At 52.8% G+C, this 16815-nt stretch carries 15 protein-coding genes; 9 read left to right on the top strand and 6 right to left on the bottom strand.

The window, feature by feature from the left end:
- Positions 1 to 44: 44 nt before the first annotated feature.
- Together BM029_RS09450 and BM029_RS09445 are read right to left on the bottom strand one after the other, a co-directional pair.
- On the bottom strand, positions 45 to 1844 hold the full coding sequence (locus tag BM029_RS09450; protein ID WP_244544982.1) for an ABC transporter substrate-binding protein: 1800 nt from the start codon (positions 1842 to 1844) through the stop codon (positions 45 to 47).
- A 325-nt stretch (positions 1845 to 2169) separates the two neighbouring features.
- Entirely contained in the window at positions 2170 to 3924 is a 1755-nt protein-coding gene (locus BM029_RS09445) for an ABC transporter substrate-binding protein (protein WP_244544981.1), read from the bottom strand.
- Positions 3925 to 4424: 500 nt separating this feature from the next.
- Between BM029_RS09445 and BM029_RS09440 the strand changes: the two genes are divergently transcribed.
- The 6 genes from BM029_RS09440 to BM029_RS09415 all read left to right on the top strand — a co-directional run bounded on the left by BM029_RS09440 (position 4425) and on the right by BM029_RS09415 (position 11475).
- On the top strand, positions 4425 to 7103 hold the full coding sequence (locus BM029_RS09440) for a TonB-dependent receptor (RefSeq protein WP_092435123.1): 2679 nt from the start codon (positions 4425 to 4427) through the stop codon (positions 7101 to 7103).
- A gap of 353 nt (positions 7104 to 7456) precedes the next feature.
- Positions 7457 to 8110 (top strand): energy transducer TonB, encoded by a 654-nt coding sequence (locus BM029_RS09435; protein ID WP_092416488.1) that lies wholly within the window; start codon positions 7457 to 7459, stop codon positions 8108 to 8110.
- 68 nt (positions 8111 to 8178) lie between these two features.
- On the top strand, positions 8179 to 9105 hold the full coding sequence (locus BM029_RS09430) for a MotA/TolQ/ExbB proton channel family protein (RefSeq protein WP_092435120.1): 927 nt from the start codon (positions 8179 to 8181) through the stop codon (positions 9103 to 9105).
- A gap of 2 nt (positions 9106 to 9107) precedes the next feature.
- Positions 9108 to 9536 carry an ExbD/TolR family protein gene (locus tag BM029_RS09425; protein WP_092416490.1) on the top strand — a complete coding sequence of 143 codons (429 nt, stop codon included), beginning with the start codon at positions 9108 to 9110 and terminating at the stop codon, positions 9534 to 9536.
- A gap of 131 nt (positions 9537 to 9667) precedes the next feature.
- On the top strand, positions 9668 to 10108 hold the full coding sequence (locus BM029_RS09420; protein WP_170851032.1) for an ExbD/TolR family protein: 441 nt from the start codon (positions 9668 to 9670) through the stop codon (positions 10106 to 10108).
- A gap of 101 nt (positions 10109 to 10209) precedes the next feature.
- Complete coding sequence (locus tag BM029_RS09415; protein WP_092435118.1) at positions 10210 to 11475, top strand: tetratricopeptide repeat protein; 1266 nt, start codon at positions 10210 to 10212, stop codon at positions 11473 to 11475.
- 574 nt (positions 11476 to 12049) lie between these two features.
- On the opposite strand, the gene BM029_RS09410 is transcribed toward BM029_RS09415, so the two are convergent.
- A complete protein-coding gene (locus tag BM029_RS09410) occupies positions 12050 to 12916 on the bottom strand; it encodes a Crp/Fnr family transcriptional regulator (protein ID WP_092435115.1) in 867 nt (288 codons plus the stop codon).
- A gap of 235 nt (positions 12917 to 13151) precedes the next feature.
- Positions 13152 to 13364: a hypothetical protein gene (locus tag BM029_RS25580; protein WP_139217213.1), complete on the bottom strand. Its 213-nt coding sequence runs from the start codon at positions 13362 to 13364 to the stop codon at positions 13152 to 13154.
- Positions 13365 to 13741: 377 nt separating this feature from the next.
- On the opposite strand from BM029_RS25580, the gene BM029_RS09405 reads away from it, so the two are divergent.
- Positions 13742 to 14077, top strand: a complete 336-nt coding sequence (locus BM029_RS09405; RefSeq protein WP_244544980.1) for a hypothetical protein — start codon at positions 13742 to 13744, stop codon at positions 14075 to 14077.
- A gap of 77 nt (positions 14078 to 14154) precedes the next feature.
- On the opposite strand, the gene BM029_RS09400 is transcribed toward BM029_RS09405, so the two are convergent.
- Positions 14155 to 14853, bottom strand: a complete 699-nt coding sequence (locus tag BM029_RS09400) for an aspartate/glutamate racemase family protein (RefSeq protein WP_092435113.1) — start codon at positions 14851 to 14853, stop codon at positions 14155 to 14157.
- Between the two features lie 103 nt (positions 14854 to 14956).
- Here BM029_RS09400 and BM029_RS09395 point away from each other — a divergent pair, with 103 nt between their 5' ends.
- The gene (locus BM029_RS09395) at positions 14957 to 15682 is read left to right on the top strand and encodes an AzlC family ABC transporter permease (protein ID WP_092435110.1); all 726 of its coding nucleotides are present in this window, start codon (positions 14957 to 14959) and stop codon (positions 15680 to 15682) included.
- The gene (locus BM029_RS09390) at positions 15679 to 16005 is read left to right on the top strand and encodes an AzlD domain-containing protein (RefSeq protein ID WP_092415674.1); all 327 of its coding nucleotides are present in this window, start codon (positions 15679 to 15681) and stop codon (positions 16003 to 16005) included. The genes BM029_RS09395 and BM029_RS09390 overlap by 4 nt, the downstream gene beginning before the upstream one ends.
- A gap of 35 nt (positions 16006 to 16040) precedes the next feature.
- On the opposite strand, the gene BM029_RS09385 is transcribed toward BM029_RS09390, so the two are convergent.
- Positions 16041 to 16802 carry a metallophosphoesterase gene (locus BM029_RS09385; RefSeq protein WP_092435107.1) on the bottom strand — a complete coding sequence of 254 codons (762 nt, stop codon included), beginning with the start codon at positions 16800 to 16802 and terminating at the stop codon, positions 16041 to 16043.
- Positions 16803 to 16815 lie beyond the last annotated feature (13 nt).

Here is a 16815-nt window from a genome sequence, read left to right as displayed (position 1 = left end):
TCACGCTTGCCGGAGCAGGGTTCTATTTCCGTATAGGGGGCGAATCAGTGTTTGTCGACATCGATGTACTGCCATTCAGCGTGCAGGATCGGGTGTTTTTTGAAACCCTTGACCCATGGTCGTACCAGCCAGCTGCGGATTCTGGTGGTATTCACAACCACGGCTGTGTCTGCTTCGATCTGTCGATTCATGTCCAGGTAAAGCTGATTGCGCTCGGGACCGGGCGGTAATGCCATGGCTTTGACATAGAGGGCATCGTAGGCTGGAGATTGATAGCAGCCGTGATTACCTTGACCGACGTTGGACCCGTACAGCAATTGCATGAAATTCTGCCCTTCCGGATAATCGGCCATCCAGGCGGCGCCCCACAGCATGAGTTTGCATTGGGTTGCGGCTTTCAGGTTGTCGGCAAAATTATTGATGATGAATTCTGAGCGGATGCCAATCTTGTCCAGACCGCGCTTCCACAGTTCTGACATTTCCTGGTAGAACACGGCCTGTTCACGGGTGAATTTCAATAGCAGCGGTTTGCCGTCCGGCATGGCGCGGTAGCCATCGGCGCCACGTTTGTAGCCGAAATGATCCAGCAACTTGTTTGCCAGCGCCGGATCGTAGGCAATACTATTGCGGTAGGCTGGATCGTAGCCGGTGACGCCTGGCGGGATGAACATTTCCAGTTTGGCGGCCTGGCCGTTACGTAATATGGATACTTCCTGCTTATTGTCGTAAGCCATGGCGATTGCGCGCCGCAGAGCAATCCTGTCCAGGCTGTTGCCGCCTATCGTCGGATCCTTGTAGTTCATGACGGTGTAGGTGATGCCGGCATCAAGCACACGTTGCAGCTGGATGCCTTGTTCAGAGTACTCGGGCTTCAGCTTTTCGCCATCCAATACTGTAGGGGCAGCCAGTTGCGGCATTTTGTCGAAGTCGATCTGCTTGCCCTGGAATGCCAGCCAGCGTGATTGTTCTTCTTCGATGATGTTGATTTCAACCCGGCCGACCTGAGGCATTCTCTTGCCCTGCATGTCTTTGACGATTTGTTTGTCGATGGGGTCGGAAGAGGGTTTGAAGTCCCAGGTAAAGCCGCGATATTCGGGATTGGCGACCAATACGATTTTGCTGCGGGGGACATAGGTTTGCAGCATGTACGGACCGGTTCCGACCGGATGCTGTCCACTTTGCTGACCGTAGGCGCTGATGACTTCTTGTGCTACCGCGCCGAAGGCGGCATACGCCATGACGTTAAGGAAGTTGTAGTCCTTGGCATTCAGTGTGACGCGCAAAGTGTAGCGGTCTGGCGCCTGTAAGCCTGCTACTGGCGCATCGTAGTTGAAGTGGCCGCTCTTTTGCGCCTGGGCAGCCAGGTCGTCAAGGCCTACGATCTTGCCCGCAATGAAACTCGCATGTACCGAGCGGCTTTGCGGATCGAGAACGCGCTTGATTGTGTATATATAGTCTTGGGCGGTCAGTTCTCTTCGTACGCCCTTGAAGGCGGGGTCGGGAGAAAAATAAATGCCTTTTTTGATATGGAAGGTGTAGGTCTTGCCATCCTCGCTGATTTCCGGCATCGATTCTGCTGTAGCCGGTACCAACTTGGCTGGTCGCGCCAGATAGTCATAGGTAAGCAAGGTTTCGTAGATGACCTCGCTTACCCAGCCGGAGTAAAAATTGGCGGTGCGGATCATATCGAAGCCATCGTCGGCAGCTTCGAACCCCATCCGTATAACTTTCGACGGGTCGGCCGGATTGGTCCCGGCATGGGCGCCGACGGCGCTGCCCGCGAAGGCTGTAAAGGCCAGCATTTGCGCTAGCAAGATCTTTTTGAATCTGACTGATTTCGACATTTTTCGAAGCATTTTCTTTTTGCCTTTTGAGCAAGTGGTTATTTTCTATATGTACTTAAGATTGCTTATCTTTGGCACAAAATAGCGTCATCTCCGATGACATCGCGCTAATTCACCGGTAGGTGAACGCGCAATCAAAACCTTTTTTACTTGGTAAATAAATAATATACGAATCTATACGCTTATTCTGTCTAAGTGAAACCTAGCATGTGGTTTGTCTCCTGTTGAGTGTAATTTTGCGGCTGATGACAGCCGTTTATTCCAGGTTAAGGCGGCATACTACAGAATCCCGCGCAAAAAGATAGATGAGCAGATAAATTAGCGTTTAGTGTTTTTCAACATCGAGATACATCCAGTCTGCCTGCAGGATAGGGTTGCGCTTGAAGCCCTTGATCCATGGTCGGATCAGCCAGTTGCGCAGGCGCGACACACTAAGCACCCAGGCAGTATCGGCTTCCATCTGGCGGCTCATCTCGATATACAGCTGATTTCGTTCCGGGCCCGGCGGCAACGCCTTGGCCTTGACGTAGAGCGCATCGAAGGCCGGCGAGCTATAGCAGCCGTTGTTGCCTTGACCTACGTTCGGGCCATATAGCAGCTGCATGAAATTATCGCCTTCCGGGTAGTCTGCAATCCAGGAACCATTCCACATCATTAATTTACATTCCGTCGCTGCCTTCAGATTGTCGGCAAAATTGCTTACCCGAAAATCGGCGCGAATACCGATTTTGTCGAGTCCGCGCTTCCATATTTCCGAGAGAACCACATTGATTGCCTGTGCTTCAGTGGCTATTTTCAAAATCAGCGGCTTGCCGTCGGGGAGGGTGCGGTAACCGTCGGCGCCACGCTTGTAGCCGAAGTGATCAAGCAATTTGTTTGCCAGCACCGGATCGTAGGCAATGCTGTTACGGTAATTGGGATCGTGGCCGACGACTCCGGCTGGGATCGCCATTTCTGCTTTTACTGCCAGCCCGAGGCGGACCTGGGATATTTCATCCTGGATGCTGTAAGACATTGCGATCGCACGTCGCAGGGCGTTTTTCTCCAGGCTGCTGCCGCCGATGACAGGGTCCTTGTAGTTCAAAAACGTGTAGACCACACCTGGCTCGACTACGGTGTCCAGGCGGATGCCCTGATCAACGAAGGATGGTTTCAGCTTTTTCCCATCCAGTACCGTTGGCGCTGCTGCCTGGGGCAGGTAGTCAAGATCGATTTGCTTGCCTTGAAAAGCCAGCCAGCGTGATTGCTCTTCCTCGATGATGCTGACCTCGACACGGCCAACCTGCGGCATTTTCTTGCCCTTCATGTCGTTCACCAGCTGGTCGTCCCAGGCGGTGCCGGTCGATTTGAAATCCCAGGTGTAGCCGCGGTAATCAGGATTGGCGACCAACACGATTTTGCTGCGGGGGACGTATTCCTGCAGCATATAAGGGCCGGTGCCAACCGGGTGAGCCCCGGTCTGGTCGCCGTAGGCGTCGACTACTTCGCGTGCTTGCGCGCCAAAGGCGACGAATCCCATGATGTACAGGAAATTGTAGTCGGGTGCAGTAAGTGTGATCTGAAGCGTGTAGCGATCAGGGGTTTGCAGGCCGCTTACTGGCGCGTCGTAGTCGAAACGGCCGGTTTTTTGCGCTTTGGCGATCAACTCATCCATGCCGGCGATTTTTCCTTGCAAGACGTTGGCAGATGGCGAACGGTTCTTGGGGTCGAGAAAACGCTTGAAAGTATAGGCGTAGTCTTGGGCAGTCAGTTCGCGGCGAGTCCCTTTGAAGGCGGGGTCTGGCGCAAAGTAAATTCCCTTCTTGATATGGAAGACATAGGTTTTGCCGCCGTCGCTCACCTCTGGCATGGCCTCTGCCGTCCCGGGTATCAGCTTGGCAGGGCGTGCCAGATAGTCATAAGTTAAGAGGCGCTCAAAAATCGCTTCAGATAGCCAGCTGGTATAGGCGTTGACGGTACGAACGGGATCAATGCCATCGTCCGCTGCCTCGAAGGCTGCGTGCACCACTTTGGACGGATCTGCTGGATTATTGCCCGCTTGCACCGTAAATGTTGCACCTGCGATGCAGCCAAATAGCATTATTGGTGCAATGCACGATTGCTTGAGTTGCCTTAAGTTCCACATGGTCTAAATTCTTTTTCCTTGTCTTTTAAGTATCGAAATATTCTATTTGCCAAGCGGAAATGGCTTATTTACGCCGTTAAACTGCCCTATTCGTTTTTGCTTATACCCGTATGCGTATTTGTTATTTGGCGTATATAAGCAACAGTATCGCAGGCGTTCCCAAATTTAATGCTGTTTTTATTTTTTTTAGGATACACTATTTTAGCTGCATTACATTGTGTGGCATGTTTTTTGCTTGTAGGTGTCGACGGGAAAGTTTCTGGCAAACAATCACAAATTGGGACCCGAAAAGTAACCGTGCAGTACTGTTTTACACGCGAAATAAAATCTGCTTTTTGGTCGTTGTTGTACAAAGATTTTTGACGCATCGCTCAGAAGGCGATTAACAAATCGTGTTTGCTTTATTACAAAAATTTAAATTTCAACTCTAACTTTTACCCATAGGGAGTTTGGTTATGATGAAGGAACGGGGATTGCCACGTTCGCTGCGACTGATGTTTTCAGGCGGCGTAGCTGTTGGGCTAGGACTGTTGGCCCATTCAGTGCAGGCGCAGGAGACGAAGACGGACGATGCTCCGCAAATGCAACGGATCGAAGTTACTGGTTCGTCGATTAAACGGGTAGCGAACGAAGGTGTTTCGCCTATCACGATTATCAAGGCTGACGATTTTGCCAAAGCAGGTATCACCACTGCCTCGGAAGCGTTAGGTACCATCTCTGCGAATCAATCGCAATTTACGACTTCAACTAACGTTGGTAAGGGCGGCACCGTTGGTGCATCGGCCGACTTGCGTAGTCTGGGCTCGAACAAAACCCTGGTGTTGCTGAATGGCCGCCGTCTTGCCAATAGCGCATTTGACGGCTCCACTGTCGATTTGAACGTCATCCCTATCGCAGCCCTGGACCGCGTTGAAATCCTGCGCGACGGTGCTTCTGCGATTTACGGTACCGACGCGATCGGCGGCGTGATCAACTTCATCACCAAAAGATCGTATACCGGCCTGAACGTTTCCGGCGAAGGCATCATTCCTTCGCAAAGCGGCGGTCAGGAAGGACGTATCAATGTATCCGGCGGCTTCGGCGATCTGGATAAAGACGGCTACAACGTTTTTGGCGTAGTCGACTACCATAAACAAAGCAAGATAACTGCCTCACAGCGCGGCATTACCGGCTATGTTCCAAGCCTGGGCTTGAGCCAAACCAGCGGTAATACCTTCCCAGCCAACTTTGTCGACACTGGTAACGGCGTCTCTGGCAATCCTTTGCTGGCAACCGGCTGTAACGCAGCGCATCTGAAGCCAAACGCCAAGGGCACTTCTTGCCGCTACGACTATTCCTCAACCATCGATGTAGTGCCTGAGACTTCTGAACTTGCCGTGATCGGCAAGGGCACGTTGAAATTGAATGCCGACAACAAGGCATCGATTGAATACCTGCATTCCGAAAGTAAAGTGACGCAAACCGTCGCAGGCGACGTGTTTGCCGGTAACGGTAGCGACTATCTGCTGCCTAGCTCCAGCAAGTATTACCCAGGCAACGGCATTACTCCTGCTGTCGCTGGTTTGAGCGGCGATCCTTTGTCGGTCAACTTCCGTTCTGCAGGATTTGGCGGCCGCGTAAGCGAAGCTAAAAACACCGCAGACCGTTTGCTGTTGGCTCTTGACGGCACGATGTGGGGCTGGGATTACAAGACTGGCCTGAGCTATGCAGTCAGCAAGGCGCAGGAAACACTGGTAAGCGGCTATCTGAACAATGATTCCGTAAGAGCAGCGCTGTTGAACGGCACTCTGAATCCATTCGGCGCATCTGATCCAGGCGTGTACGACGCGGTTAAAAACTCCGGTAAATACCTGGATGCTAAAACCACCATCTCGTCGATCGATTTCACTGCAAGCCGTGAGATCGCGCAATTGCCGGCTGGTCCTCTCGGTTTTGCTATCGGCGGCGAATACCGTCATGAAACAGCGGAATACGACATCATCCACTCGGTTGCCGACCTGTCCGAAAGTACAGGCTCGTCGACTTCCAAGTCGCAATCGGGCAAGCGTAATGTTGGCGCCGTATTTTCTGAGTTGAGCATCCCGATCGTCAAGGATCTGGAAGCGCAATTAGCCGTGCGTTACGATGACTACAGCGACGTTGGCAGCACCATCAATCCAAAGATCGGCCTGCGTTGGCAGCCAGCCCAGAACTTGATGATCCGCAGTTCATACAGCACTGGCTTCCGGGCACCAAGCTTGTACGAACTGAACCAGCCTGCCTCGACCACCTACACTTCCGGCTCCTATAACGATCCGAAACTGTGCCCAGGCGGTAATGTAGCTCCAGGCGGCGTTGACGTGCGCGATTGCAATACGCAATTCTTCACACAAACCGGTGGTAACAAGTCTCTGCAACCAGAGAAATCGACTTCGTTCACCCTGGGTACGGTTTTCGAACCTGTCAAGGACGTAACTGTTTCGATCGACTACTGGAATATCAAGATCAAAAACCAGATCGGCGTGATTTCCGAAGCAGATATTTTTGCTGATCCTGCGAAGTATGCAAATCTGTACGTTCGCAAGCCAGATGGCTCGCTGGACTACATCGTCCAAACCAACCAAAACATGGGTAACGTTCATACCCAAGGTTTCGACTTGGGTCTCGGATGGCGTTTGCCTAAGACCGGCTTTGGCGACTTTGCATTCTCCATTGACGGCACTTACGTTACGCAGTACGACTACCAGAGCGAAAAGGGTGGAGCTTACCTGAACAATCTGGCTGTTTATGCTGGTGGTGTCGGCTCCACACCAGGTGTGGTTTTCCGGTGGCGCCATACTGCAGCGGTTAACTGGAAGAATGGTCCATGGAGCGCAACGTTCCAGCAAACCTTCAGCACTGGTTACGTAGATGCAAACAACTCTGTGTCGGCTCCTTACGATACGCATAACGTTGGTTCATATACCCGTTACAACACTTCGTTGACCTACACTGGTATCAAGAATCTGACGCTGACAGGTGGTATTAAGAATATTCTTAATAAGAAACCGCCTGCCAGTAACCAGATCGATAACTTCCAGATCGGCTACGATCCACGATACGGCGACATCGTTGGCCGTGCGTTCTTCGTTCGTGCCAACTATCAATTCTTCTGATAGCGAGAAGCGATTGACTTAAGTTCTTTTTGTAAGCAGACCACCTGGGAAGTTTTCCAGGTGGTTTTGGCTTTTCAGAATGCGTAAACTTAGAGCGATCATTCTGCTGTTTTATTAGGCATTGATGTAGTATTTGCGGACGCGCACTAATTAGGGGAGAGTGATCTGATACTTTTTTGTTGGCTTGATAACAAAATGGTGTTTGATAATTTAACCTTGTATCGAATCGTTTTGCATAGCGGGCGCGGGTCGATTGGTACAATTTTTGCGTTACCGTAGATTGGTTAGTTGTTCACTCATCAGATTGCATGTGGTTTTAGCAATTGAATAATGTAGTATCGGAGGAAAGAGGCATGGATTTCACGCAGGATGGGAGAAACCCTTCCAAGAATATAGTTGGCATCAGCGTGGTTGTTCTTCTGCATGTAGCTCTAGTTTATGCGTTGATTACAGGGCTAGCCCGTAAAGTTGTCGAAGTGATTCAGCAACCGGTCGAAACCAAGATCATCGAGGAGATCAAGCCGCCGCCACCGCCACCACCACCGGACAAGCCGGTTCCGCCACCGCCAAAATCGGTTGCGCCACCGCCACCGTTCGTACCTCCACCAGAGGTAAAAGTAACGCCGCCGCCACAAGAGAACGTGATTGCAGCTGTAACCAACGTCAAACCACCGACCAATGACTTGCCTACTTCTGTAGCGCAGCCATCGGCTACCGGCGAAGCAGGACCTTCGCATACCAGTGCAAAAATTGCTGGCAATTGCGACAAGCCGGAGTATCCAAGAACTTCTTTGCGTAATGAAGAAGAGGGTACCGTTACTGTCAAGCTGACTATTGGCGCCGACGGTAATGTGGTCGATTCCACTGTTGAAAAGAGCAGCGGTTTCAAAGATCTGGACAGAGCCACAACCAAAGCGTGGAGCTTGTGCCATTTCACTCCTGCAATGGCTGACGGTAAAGCTGTTCAATCTACGACAAAAATGCAGTATGTCTGGAAGCTGGAATAATCAAAGTGTAGAACCACTACCTTGTCCGTTATCCTAGCAATCTAATTTATAAAATTTGGAGTATTAGTATGTCTACCACTCGTAATCGCTTATCCGCCCTGGCTGCCGCCCTGATGATCTCTGCCATGACGATCTCGCCGCTGGCCGCTATCGCCCAAACTCCTGCTGCAGCATCTGCTACTGCTGCTTCCGCACCGGCTGCCGCCGATGCTCCTAAAGCTGCCGAAACCGCAGCAGCATCGCTGGCCGATACCCCGACTCCACCACCGCTGCCTGCAGCCAAGGAAACCGTCGATAACCCATACGGCCTCGACGCCCTGTGGAAAGGCGGCGACTTCGTTGCCCGCGGCACCCTGATCATCCTGGTGCTGATGTCGATGGGTAGCTGGTACATCATCATCACCAAGCTCATCGAGCAAGTGAAATTGATGGGCCAGGCTAAAAACGCACAAAAGACTTTCTGGAAAGCCGCTACGGTTGAAGCCGGCGTTACCGGCCTGAAGCCAAACAGCGCTTACCGCTTCATCGCTGAAAACGGCGTGAACTCGACGCATCACCACGATGGCGCCTTGTTGGAACAAATCGACCTGAACACCTGGGTGACGATGTCGATCCAGCGTTCGGTAGAAAAAGTCCAAAGCCGCCTGCAAGATGGCCTGGCCTTCCTGGCAACGGTTGGTTCGACTGCACCGTTCGTCGGTCTGTTCGGTACCGTCTGGGGTATTTACCACGCGCTGACAGCGATCGGTATCGCCGGTCAGGCTTCGATCGACAAAGTTGCCGGTCCGGTCGGTGAAGCGCTGATCATGACTGCAATCGGTCTGGCAGTGGCTGTGCCTGCTGTGTTGGGTTACAACTGGCTGGTTCGCCGCAACAAGAGCGCCATGGAAGAAATCCGTTCGTTCAGTGCTGACCTGCACTCGGTTCTGTTGAGCGGCGTAATGTCCTCGAGCTCGGCGGTCCAGGTTGCCCATATCAATAAAAAGGTTGGCTAATCATGGGAATGTCACTCGGTTCATCCGATGGGGATGAAGACGAAGTGATCGGCACGATCAACACGACGCCGCTGGTCGACGTCATGTTGGTGTTGCTGATCATCTTCCTGATCACGATTCCGGTGGTGACGCATACGATTCCGGTGAAGTTGCCACATGAAATCGACGAACCTTATAAAACCAAGCCAGAAAACATCAACCTGGCGGTGAATAAGCAAGGCGACATGTTCTGGAACGAGCAGCTGGTGCCGAACACGGCGACGTTGCTGTCGAAGTTGAAGGAAGTGGCGGTTATCGTGCCACAACCGGAACTGCATATCCGTGGCGATCAGCAAACCAAGTATGAATACATCGGCAAGGTGATCCTGACTGCACAGCGGGCCGGGATCGCCAAGATCGGGTTCATTACTGAACCGCCTGCGCGCAACTAACCAGATAACGCGTGGGCACGCGTGCCCACCCTACAACTGCGCAAAATGGACGTAGGGTAGGCAAGCAGTTTTGCCCACGCGTGCACCGGACAGTTGAGCAAGCAGGCGGTTTGAAACATTAGGAGCATCAAATGGGTATGAATGTAGGTTCTTCCGGCGGCAGCGCCAATGATCCGGAACCGATGATGGAAATGAACATGACGCCGTTGATCGACGTCATGCTGGTATTGATCATCATGCTGATCATCACGATTCCGATCCAGAATCACGCCATCAAGCTGAACATGCCAACCGGTAATCCACCACCGCCACTGGCCTTGCCGGTAGTGGATACAGTGGATATCGATCCGACTGGCACAGTGATGTGGAACGGTACGCCGATGGCCAGTCGTACTGAACTGGAAGATCGGTTGAAGACGGTGGTAGCAGGCGGCAATATCGATGAAGTGCATCTGCGTCCGAACAAGCTGGTGGAGTACAAGTCAGTCGCTGCCGTGATGGCATCGGCGCAACGGCTGGGCGTCACCAAGATCGGTATCGTCGGTAACGAGCAGTTCATGGATAGTAAATAATATTAGTATTAGTATTAGTATTAGTATTAGCATTTGTTTTCCGCGTCAGAAAATAGGCAGGTCACACCTGCCTATTTTCGTTTTCGATTGAAAGAATAGTTATGTCCAAATTACGATTCGCACCAATTTTCATGTTGCTGGCCGCAGTGGGCCTGACCACTGCACTTCCTATGGCTGGTATTGCTCCGCTGGCCTACGCCGCGGATGACAGCGCTAAAGCCGAGACAGTGCGTCCGGAAATAGGGGTACCGTTGCAAGCAGCGCAGGCGCTCATCAAAGAAGAAAAATATAAAGAGGCGCTGGCCAAGATCGCAGAAACCGACGCTGTCGCAAACAAGACACCCTACGAAATTTATTCCATCGATCGTCTGCGCGGCGCTACCGCAGCGCGCGCTGGCGATACCAAGCTGGCGGGAACTTCGTTTGAAGCCGTGGTTGCTTCCGGGCGTCTGGAGCCAGCTGAGCAGGCCAAGATTGTCAAGGCTTTGGGTAGCCTGTATTACGAAGCTCAAAACTATCCTAAAGCCATCGAATGGTTATCGCGTTCGTTGAAAGAAAACGGCAACGATCCGCAAACACGGACCTTGCTGATTCAGTCTTACTATCTGAGTAACGACATTCCACGCACCACCAGCGAGCTGCAGAAAGACATCGCCGCAGATGAAAGCGCCGGTCGGGCGCCGAGCGAGATGAACCTGAAGTTGCTGATCAGCTGCGCGCTCAAGACCAATGACAAAGCGGCGTACCTGACTGCGTTGGAAAAACTCACCACTTACTATCCGAAGAAAGAATACTGGGCTGATTTAATCAACCGCGTCCAGGGCAAGCCAGGATTTTCCGACCGCCTGATACTGGATGTCTACCGCTTGAAAGCAGCCACTATCAAGCTGCAAACCAGTGTCGAATATACAGACATGGCGCAGCTGGCGTTGTTGGCGGGATTCCCTGCGGAAGCCAAGCAAGTCCTGGATCAGGGCTACCAGGCGGGGTTGCTGGGAAGCGGTGCGGACGCGGCCAAGCAAAAGCGTTTGCGGGACCAGGCCAACAAGGCTGCAACCGACGACCTGAAAACCATGGCGCAAAGCGAAGCGTCGGTATCCAGCGCGAAAGAGGGCACCGGCCAGATCAATCTTGGTTATGCATTGGTCACCGCAGGGCAGTTTGACAAAGGCCTGGGATTGATGGAAGAGGGCTTGAAGAAGAGTGTCAAACGCAGCGAAGATGCCAAACTGCATCTGGGCATTGCATATCAGTTGGCGGGGCAGAAAGACAAGGCGATCCAGGCTTTCAAATCGGTGCAGGGTACCGATGGCGTCGCCGATCTGGCGCACCTCTGGACGATGCAGGTAAATCATCCTGTCAACTGAGCGGATGTAGTTGGGCGTACGTAGTTGAGCTCACGCATTGCGAAGTCGAATAGAAAACGTCTCATCTTTCGATGAGACGTTTTTCGTTAACTGTCGCCGGCTAAGCGGTAAACAGCGTGTACTTAGTTTTTAGGCGCGTGTGTGGTGCCAGAGCCAAACAACCCGCTAGCCTGGTCAGGCGAGAGCGTGTCAGTGCGAGATGTAGTTTTCTTGGATGGCATGTTACTGCCCGTGGTATAGACGGATTCCTGTTGTACGTTGGACGAGATGCTCTGGTCCGCCGCAGTCGTTGCGCAAGCGGACAGAAACGGCAGAAGCAGGGCACAGATGAAGAATGTTTTCATGGCGTATTTTCTTTGTCTCTAAAGTTGGAGTACGACAGTCTGTTGGTACAACTGGTAATACGGCTATGCAGACATGTGATACAGTAAGTTACATGCTAGAAGTGCAAGATAGCATAGTTGCTTTTAAAAAACGTTAGAGTAACAAAAAAAATCATCGCTGCGGTGCCGCGGCGTTTGAAAAAAATGCAGGTATGTCGACGACTGAAGACGGAGCGGGTATCACGATACCTTCACGATACTTTTTCCTCGCCGAACATGACGTGATCTTCCTGCCTCAAATCCTGATAGCATTCGCAAGCCCTTGCTTCCAGACCCAGCCGATTCAGCACCGTCATATGTCCACGCGTGTATTGGATCAAGCCTTCGTCCTGCAGTTTCCCTGCCGCTTCGGCAATCGATTCCCGCCGCACGCCCAGCATCGCGGCCATTGAACTTTGTGTGACGCTGATTTCATTGCCTGGCAAGCGATCAAGTGTCAGCAGCAGGGAGCGGCATAATTGCTGCGGAACGCTGTGGTGCCGGTTGCACACAGCGGTCTGGGACATTTGCGCAAGCAGTGTCTGCGTATAGCGCAGCAACAATCTCTGTAACGCGCCGCCACGGGTAAATTCTTCAGTCAGAATACCAGCCTTCAGGCGAAAGCCGTAACCCGCGCTTTTCACTGTAGCCCGGTTCAGGCACTTGCCACCGCCCATGAACAGGTTGATGCCCAGCACGCCCTCATTACCGATAACCGCTGTTTCGACCGAGCCGCCATCCTTCATGTCGTGCAGCAAGGAGACAATGCTGCTGGTTAGAAAATAGATATGACGCATCTCTCCATCTGCCTCGCATACCGTCATGTCGAATGGCATCGCGACAAATTCCAGATGTGGCTGCAAGCGCCTGAAATCTTCTGCCGGCAACGCAGCCAGCAGCTGATTTTGCAGGGGATTGTGGCCATACAGTCCGGCAATGCGAAGCGAGGTGAGGTTCTGCGTTCCCGGCTGAATTAAATTGCCGGCATTTGCCCCGCGCCGGATGGACAGCATCGCTGCATTATTTTTCGGGCTCTTTTTCAAGCCGCTGCAATTGTTCAATACCTGAGTCATCGCCATCTCCTTTGAGGATGTGGTTGTACTTCCATGTATTGATCATTGCATCGGTACAAGGTTTTCGACATCAGCGCATGTCCTCTTCTTCTGTAGGAATGCACTGACACGCATAGAGGACTGGCTAGTCGAAATATTGACTAGCTGGATAATTTTGCAAGAATTTCATCGCTGGCGCCGGCATGGCGCGGCACTGAAAAATAACGCGGTGGCTGCTCTGGCGCCAACCGCGTCTCGTATCCTAGCTTCCGGTAGAGGCGCTGGGAGATGCCGCAGCCGGTGCGGCGTCAGGGGCCGACGACGCAGGAGGAGCTGGAGGAGTAGCCGGCGGCGCAGCTTGTTGTGTTGCGGGAGGAGTTGCCATCGGGGAAGCACTTTGATCATCCGCTTTTTTACATCCGCTGAGCGCGATCATGGCAATTGCTGCAACGATAAATGTTTGTTTAATTAACATATTCTCTCCATTGAGACGGCAGCAGCATGTCAAACCGCCACCATCAAAGAAATTGAAAAAGAGTTGCTGACGTTTATATCTTTGTGCAAAAAAACGAGAATGTAAAGTTTCAATCTGTATTTTTGCTTGGGAAAAATCCTGTCCGGCAACTTGTTATCGGCCGCAAAGCCGCATGCAGCAAGCAAAGGCGGCAATTTTTCAGGGTGACACGCTAAGTTCGTTAGCGCACAAAACCGATCCGTAATTGCATTTAACCTTAATCACGTAATGCTACGAAAGTTACTTGTGGCGCCTGGAGCGACCTGTAAGCGAACTACGGTTGCATTGAATTTCGGGCCGCTCGCGATGACTTCAATTTCTTTTACGGAGGATCTATCATGAAAAATATTCGCACTCTTATGCTGGCTGTCTCGGCACTGCTATGTATGAATCTGGCCCAGGCACAAACCACCGTTTCTACCGATGATGCTGTTGGTGCTGCCGGTGCAGCGGGCGTCAGCGTTGGCGCCAAAGCGACTGTCTCTACCGATCCGCTGGTGCAAAAACGGCAATCCGACAGCGATGCCAAGGCGGATTACAAGGCTAAAAAGAAAACCGCAAAAGCAAATATGAAGGTAGAGAAAGCGGAGGCGAAATCCGATTTGAAAGAAGAGAAACAGGAATCGACCGATGTCCGCAACAAGGCGATGGCAACCGATCCGATACCTAAATAAATAAAATTCAACCTGCGTATGTCCCCAACGTCGGCCGCGCGGCCGTACGTTGGCGGCAGCAGATCAAGCGGTAGGTATCATGCCGTTGCAAGCGCCAGCTCGGCGGCGCTGCGCGCATGGATGGCGGTGGTGTCGAACAACGGTACCGGTGAATCTTCGGCGTCTATCAATAGTGAAATTTCGGTGCAGCCAAGAATGATCGCTTGCGCACCTTGCGCGATCAGGCCCGCTATCACACGGCGGTAATCGGCACGCGACGTTTCGTTCACTTTTCCCAGACAAAGTTCTTCATAGATGATGCGGTGAACCAGTTCGCGATCCTCCTGTTTCGGCGTCAATATCTGCAAGCCATGACGGTCACGCAAGCGATCTTTGTAGAACGCCTGTTCCATGGTAAAGCGAGTCCCCAGCAACCCTATGGTCGACAAGCCGGCCTTCTTGATTTCGTCAGCGGTAGGGTCGGCAATATGGAACAAAGGTATGTCAACCGCACCTTCGAGCGCGGCAGCAACCTTGTGCATGGTGTTGGTGCACAAGACCAGGAAGTCGGCGCCGGCGCGTTCCAATGCCTGCGCCGCTTCAGCCATTTTAGCGCCAGCGGCATCCCAGTCGCCAGCGTGCTGCAGGCGTTCTATTTCGTGGAAGTCGACGCTGTAAAGAATAATTTTGGCTGAGTGCAAGCCGCCTAGCCGTTGCTTGACCGTTTCGTTGATTTGGCGATAGTAGGGAACGGTCGACTCCCAGCTCATGCCGCCGATAAGGCCGATGATCTTCAAACAGACTCCCTGGTGGTCAAGGTTCTAGTATGCACAGAGCAAGAACATACTAGCGCAAAGCCGTACTTGACATTACTATTCCGGCATCACAAAGGAATAGCTTATGCCGCATCCCACCTCCCTGTCCAGTTTTGCCGCTGGCACCCGAGATACCTTGCCGATGTTGATTGGCGCCGCACCGTTCGGCGTGATTTTCGGCGCCCTGGCGGCGGCTGGCCCGTTGGCGCCGTGGCAAGGGCAACTGATGTCGCTGGGCGTGTTTGCCGGCTCCAGTCAATTCATCGCGGTCGGCCTGGCGGCAGGGCAGGTGGGCCTGCTGGTGATCTGGATGGCCACCTTCATCGTTAACCTGCGCCATATGTTGTACGCGGCGACTTTGCTGCCGCATATCAGCCATTTACCGGCACGCTGGCGCTTCCTGCTTGGCTTCCTGCTGACAGACGAAACCTTCGCCGTGATGAACGCCTACTACCTGAAGCACGGCCATGAACCGCAAGGACACTGGTATTTTCTGGGATCAGGTTTATCCATGTATGGCAACTGGCAATTCTGGACGCTGGTCGGTTTGCTGTTTGGTACGGTATTTCCGCAATTGCAAACGCTGGGACTGGATTTTGCGATGGTGGCGACTTTCATTGCGATTGTGGTGCCGCAGCTGTTTCGCCTGCCGCAACTGGCTGCCGCGATAGCCGCCGGATTGTTTGCCTGGTTCTTGCGGGACCTGCCCTACAAGCTGGGGCTGCTGGCAGCGATCATGGCTGGTGTAGGTGTCGGCCTGGCGCTGTCGCACTGGCAAGCGCTGCATCGCTCTACAAGGAAAAAATCATGATGTACACCCTGATGATTGCCGGCATGGCGCTGATCACTGTATTTATCAAGGCGGCGATTTTCATGCTCGGCGAGCGCGCAACTTTTCCCATCTGGTTGAAAGAAGCGCTGGCCTTTGTGCCGGTTACCGTGTTAACGGCGATTATCGTGCCGATGATACTGGCGCCACATGGTCAAGGCATGGAATTCAGCTGGCGCAATCCGCAATTGATTGCCGCCACCGCGGCAGTCCTGGTGTGCGCCGGAACGCGCAAGCAATTGCTGACCATCATGGTCGGACTAGCGGTTTTTTTTGCCTGGCAGTTCGGGGTGTTGGGGCAGTAGGGTGTCTGCTCAAGAGCGTGGCTCAAGAGCGTGGCTCAAACAGTGAATGTCAGCTGCGGGTCGAAGCTGGCATTTTCCGCGTTGCCGCCTCGCGCATAGCCACGGGGATTGCACAACACACGGGTTGCGCCGATCTTGTAATCGGAGCTGTCATGCATATGGCCATGCAGCCAGAATGCGGGCTGCCATGCCAGGATGCGTTGTTCCAGCTCGGACACGAAACACGCGTTCAGCGCCGATCCGGCAAAGCGTTCATGCACGCTGCGATAGTTGGGGGCGTGATGGCTGATCACCACGGTGGGGCCATCATGGCGCTGTGCGAATTGTTGCTCCAGCCAGCCCACCGTATCGTCGAACAACATTTGCGACAAGGCCGGTGTAAACGTCTCGGGAAAATCCGGCGACACCCGTATCCGTGAAAAATCCCTGACCAGTTCGGTTGCCTGCTTCAAGCCCTGGTCGCGTTGTTCGGCACTTTCAAAAAAGCGGAAATCGGTCCACAACGTACAGCCTATAAAGCGCACGCCATTGAGCAGCAACACCTGTTTCTGCAGGATATGCACGTGGCTGTCCTGCGCTGCGCTTCTGAGTTCTCGCATGGTGCTGACCAGATCGTTCCCGTAAAACTCATGATTGCCCGGAACAAAAATCGTCGGCACGTCGAATTGCCGCGCCCACTGTATGGCTTCCGTCGGCCGCCAGATATCGCCGGCCAGCACTACAACGTCGGCATCGGTTTGAGGCGGCGCCATCGGGTGCACCGACAAATGCAAATCTGAGAGCAATGAAATTTTCACGGTTTGACAATTG

It is taken from the genome of Collimonas sp. OK607 (assembly GCF_900111995.1).
In the GTDB taxonomy this organism is placed as follows: Bacteria; Pseudomonadota; Gammaproteobacteria; order Burkholderiales; family Burkholderiaceae_D; genus Collimonas.
Note: the sequence above shows the minus strand (reverse complement) of the source record. Positions and strands in the feature narration are given on the sequence as shown.

Coding starts and splice junctions, on each gene's coding strand:
- BM029_RS09450 (WP_244544982.1), bottom strand. CDS start 1,844: ATGTCGAAATCAGTCAGATTCAAAAAGATCTTGCTAGCGCAAATGCTG.
- BM029_RS09445 (WP_244544981.1), bottom strand. CDS start 3,924: ATGCTATTTGGCTGCATCGCAGGTGCAACATTTACGGTGCAAGCGGGC.
- BM029_RS09440 (WP_092435123.1), top strand. CDS start 4,425: ATGATGAAGGAACGGGGATTGCCACGTTCGCTGCGACTGATGTTTTCA.
- BM029_RS09435 (WP_092416488.1), top strand. CDS start 7,457: ATGGATTTCACGCAGGATGGGAGAAACCCTTCCAAGAATATAGTTGGC.
- BM029_RS09430 (WP_092435120.1), top strand. CDS start 8,179: ATGTCTACCACTCGTAATCGCTTATCCGCCCTGGCTGCCGCCCTGATG.
- BM029_RS09425 (WP_092416490.1), top strand. CDS start 9,108: ATGGGAATGTCACTCGGTTCATCCGATGGGGATGAAGACGAAGTGATC.
- BM029_RS09420 (WP_170851032.1), top strand. CDS start 9,668: ATGGGTATGAATGTAGGTTCTTCCGGCGGCAGCGCCAATGATCCGGAA.
- BM029_RS09415 (WP_092435118.1), top strand. CDS start 10,210: ATGTCCAAATTACGATTCGCACCAATTTTCATGTTGCTGGCCGCAGTG.
- BM029_RS09410 (WP_092435115.1), bottom strand. CDS start 12,916: ATGGCGATGACTCAGGTATTGAACAATTGCAGCGGCTTGAAAAAGAGC.
- BM029_RS25580 (WP_139217213.1), bottom strand. CDS start 13,364: ATGTTAATTAAACAAACATTTATCGTTGCAGCAATTGCCATGATCGCG.
- BM029_RS09405 (WP_244544980.1), top strand. CDS start 13,742: ATGAAAAATATTCGCACTCTTATGCTGGCTGTCTCGGCACTGCTATGT.
- BM029_RS09395 (WP_092435110.1), top strand. CDS start 14,957: ATGCCGCATCCCACCTCCCTGTCCAGTTTTGCCGCTGGCACCCGAGAT.
- BM029_RS09390 (WP_092415674.1), top strand. CDS start 15,679: ATGATGTACACCCTGATGATTGCCGGCATGGCGCTGATCACTGTATTT.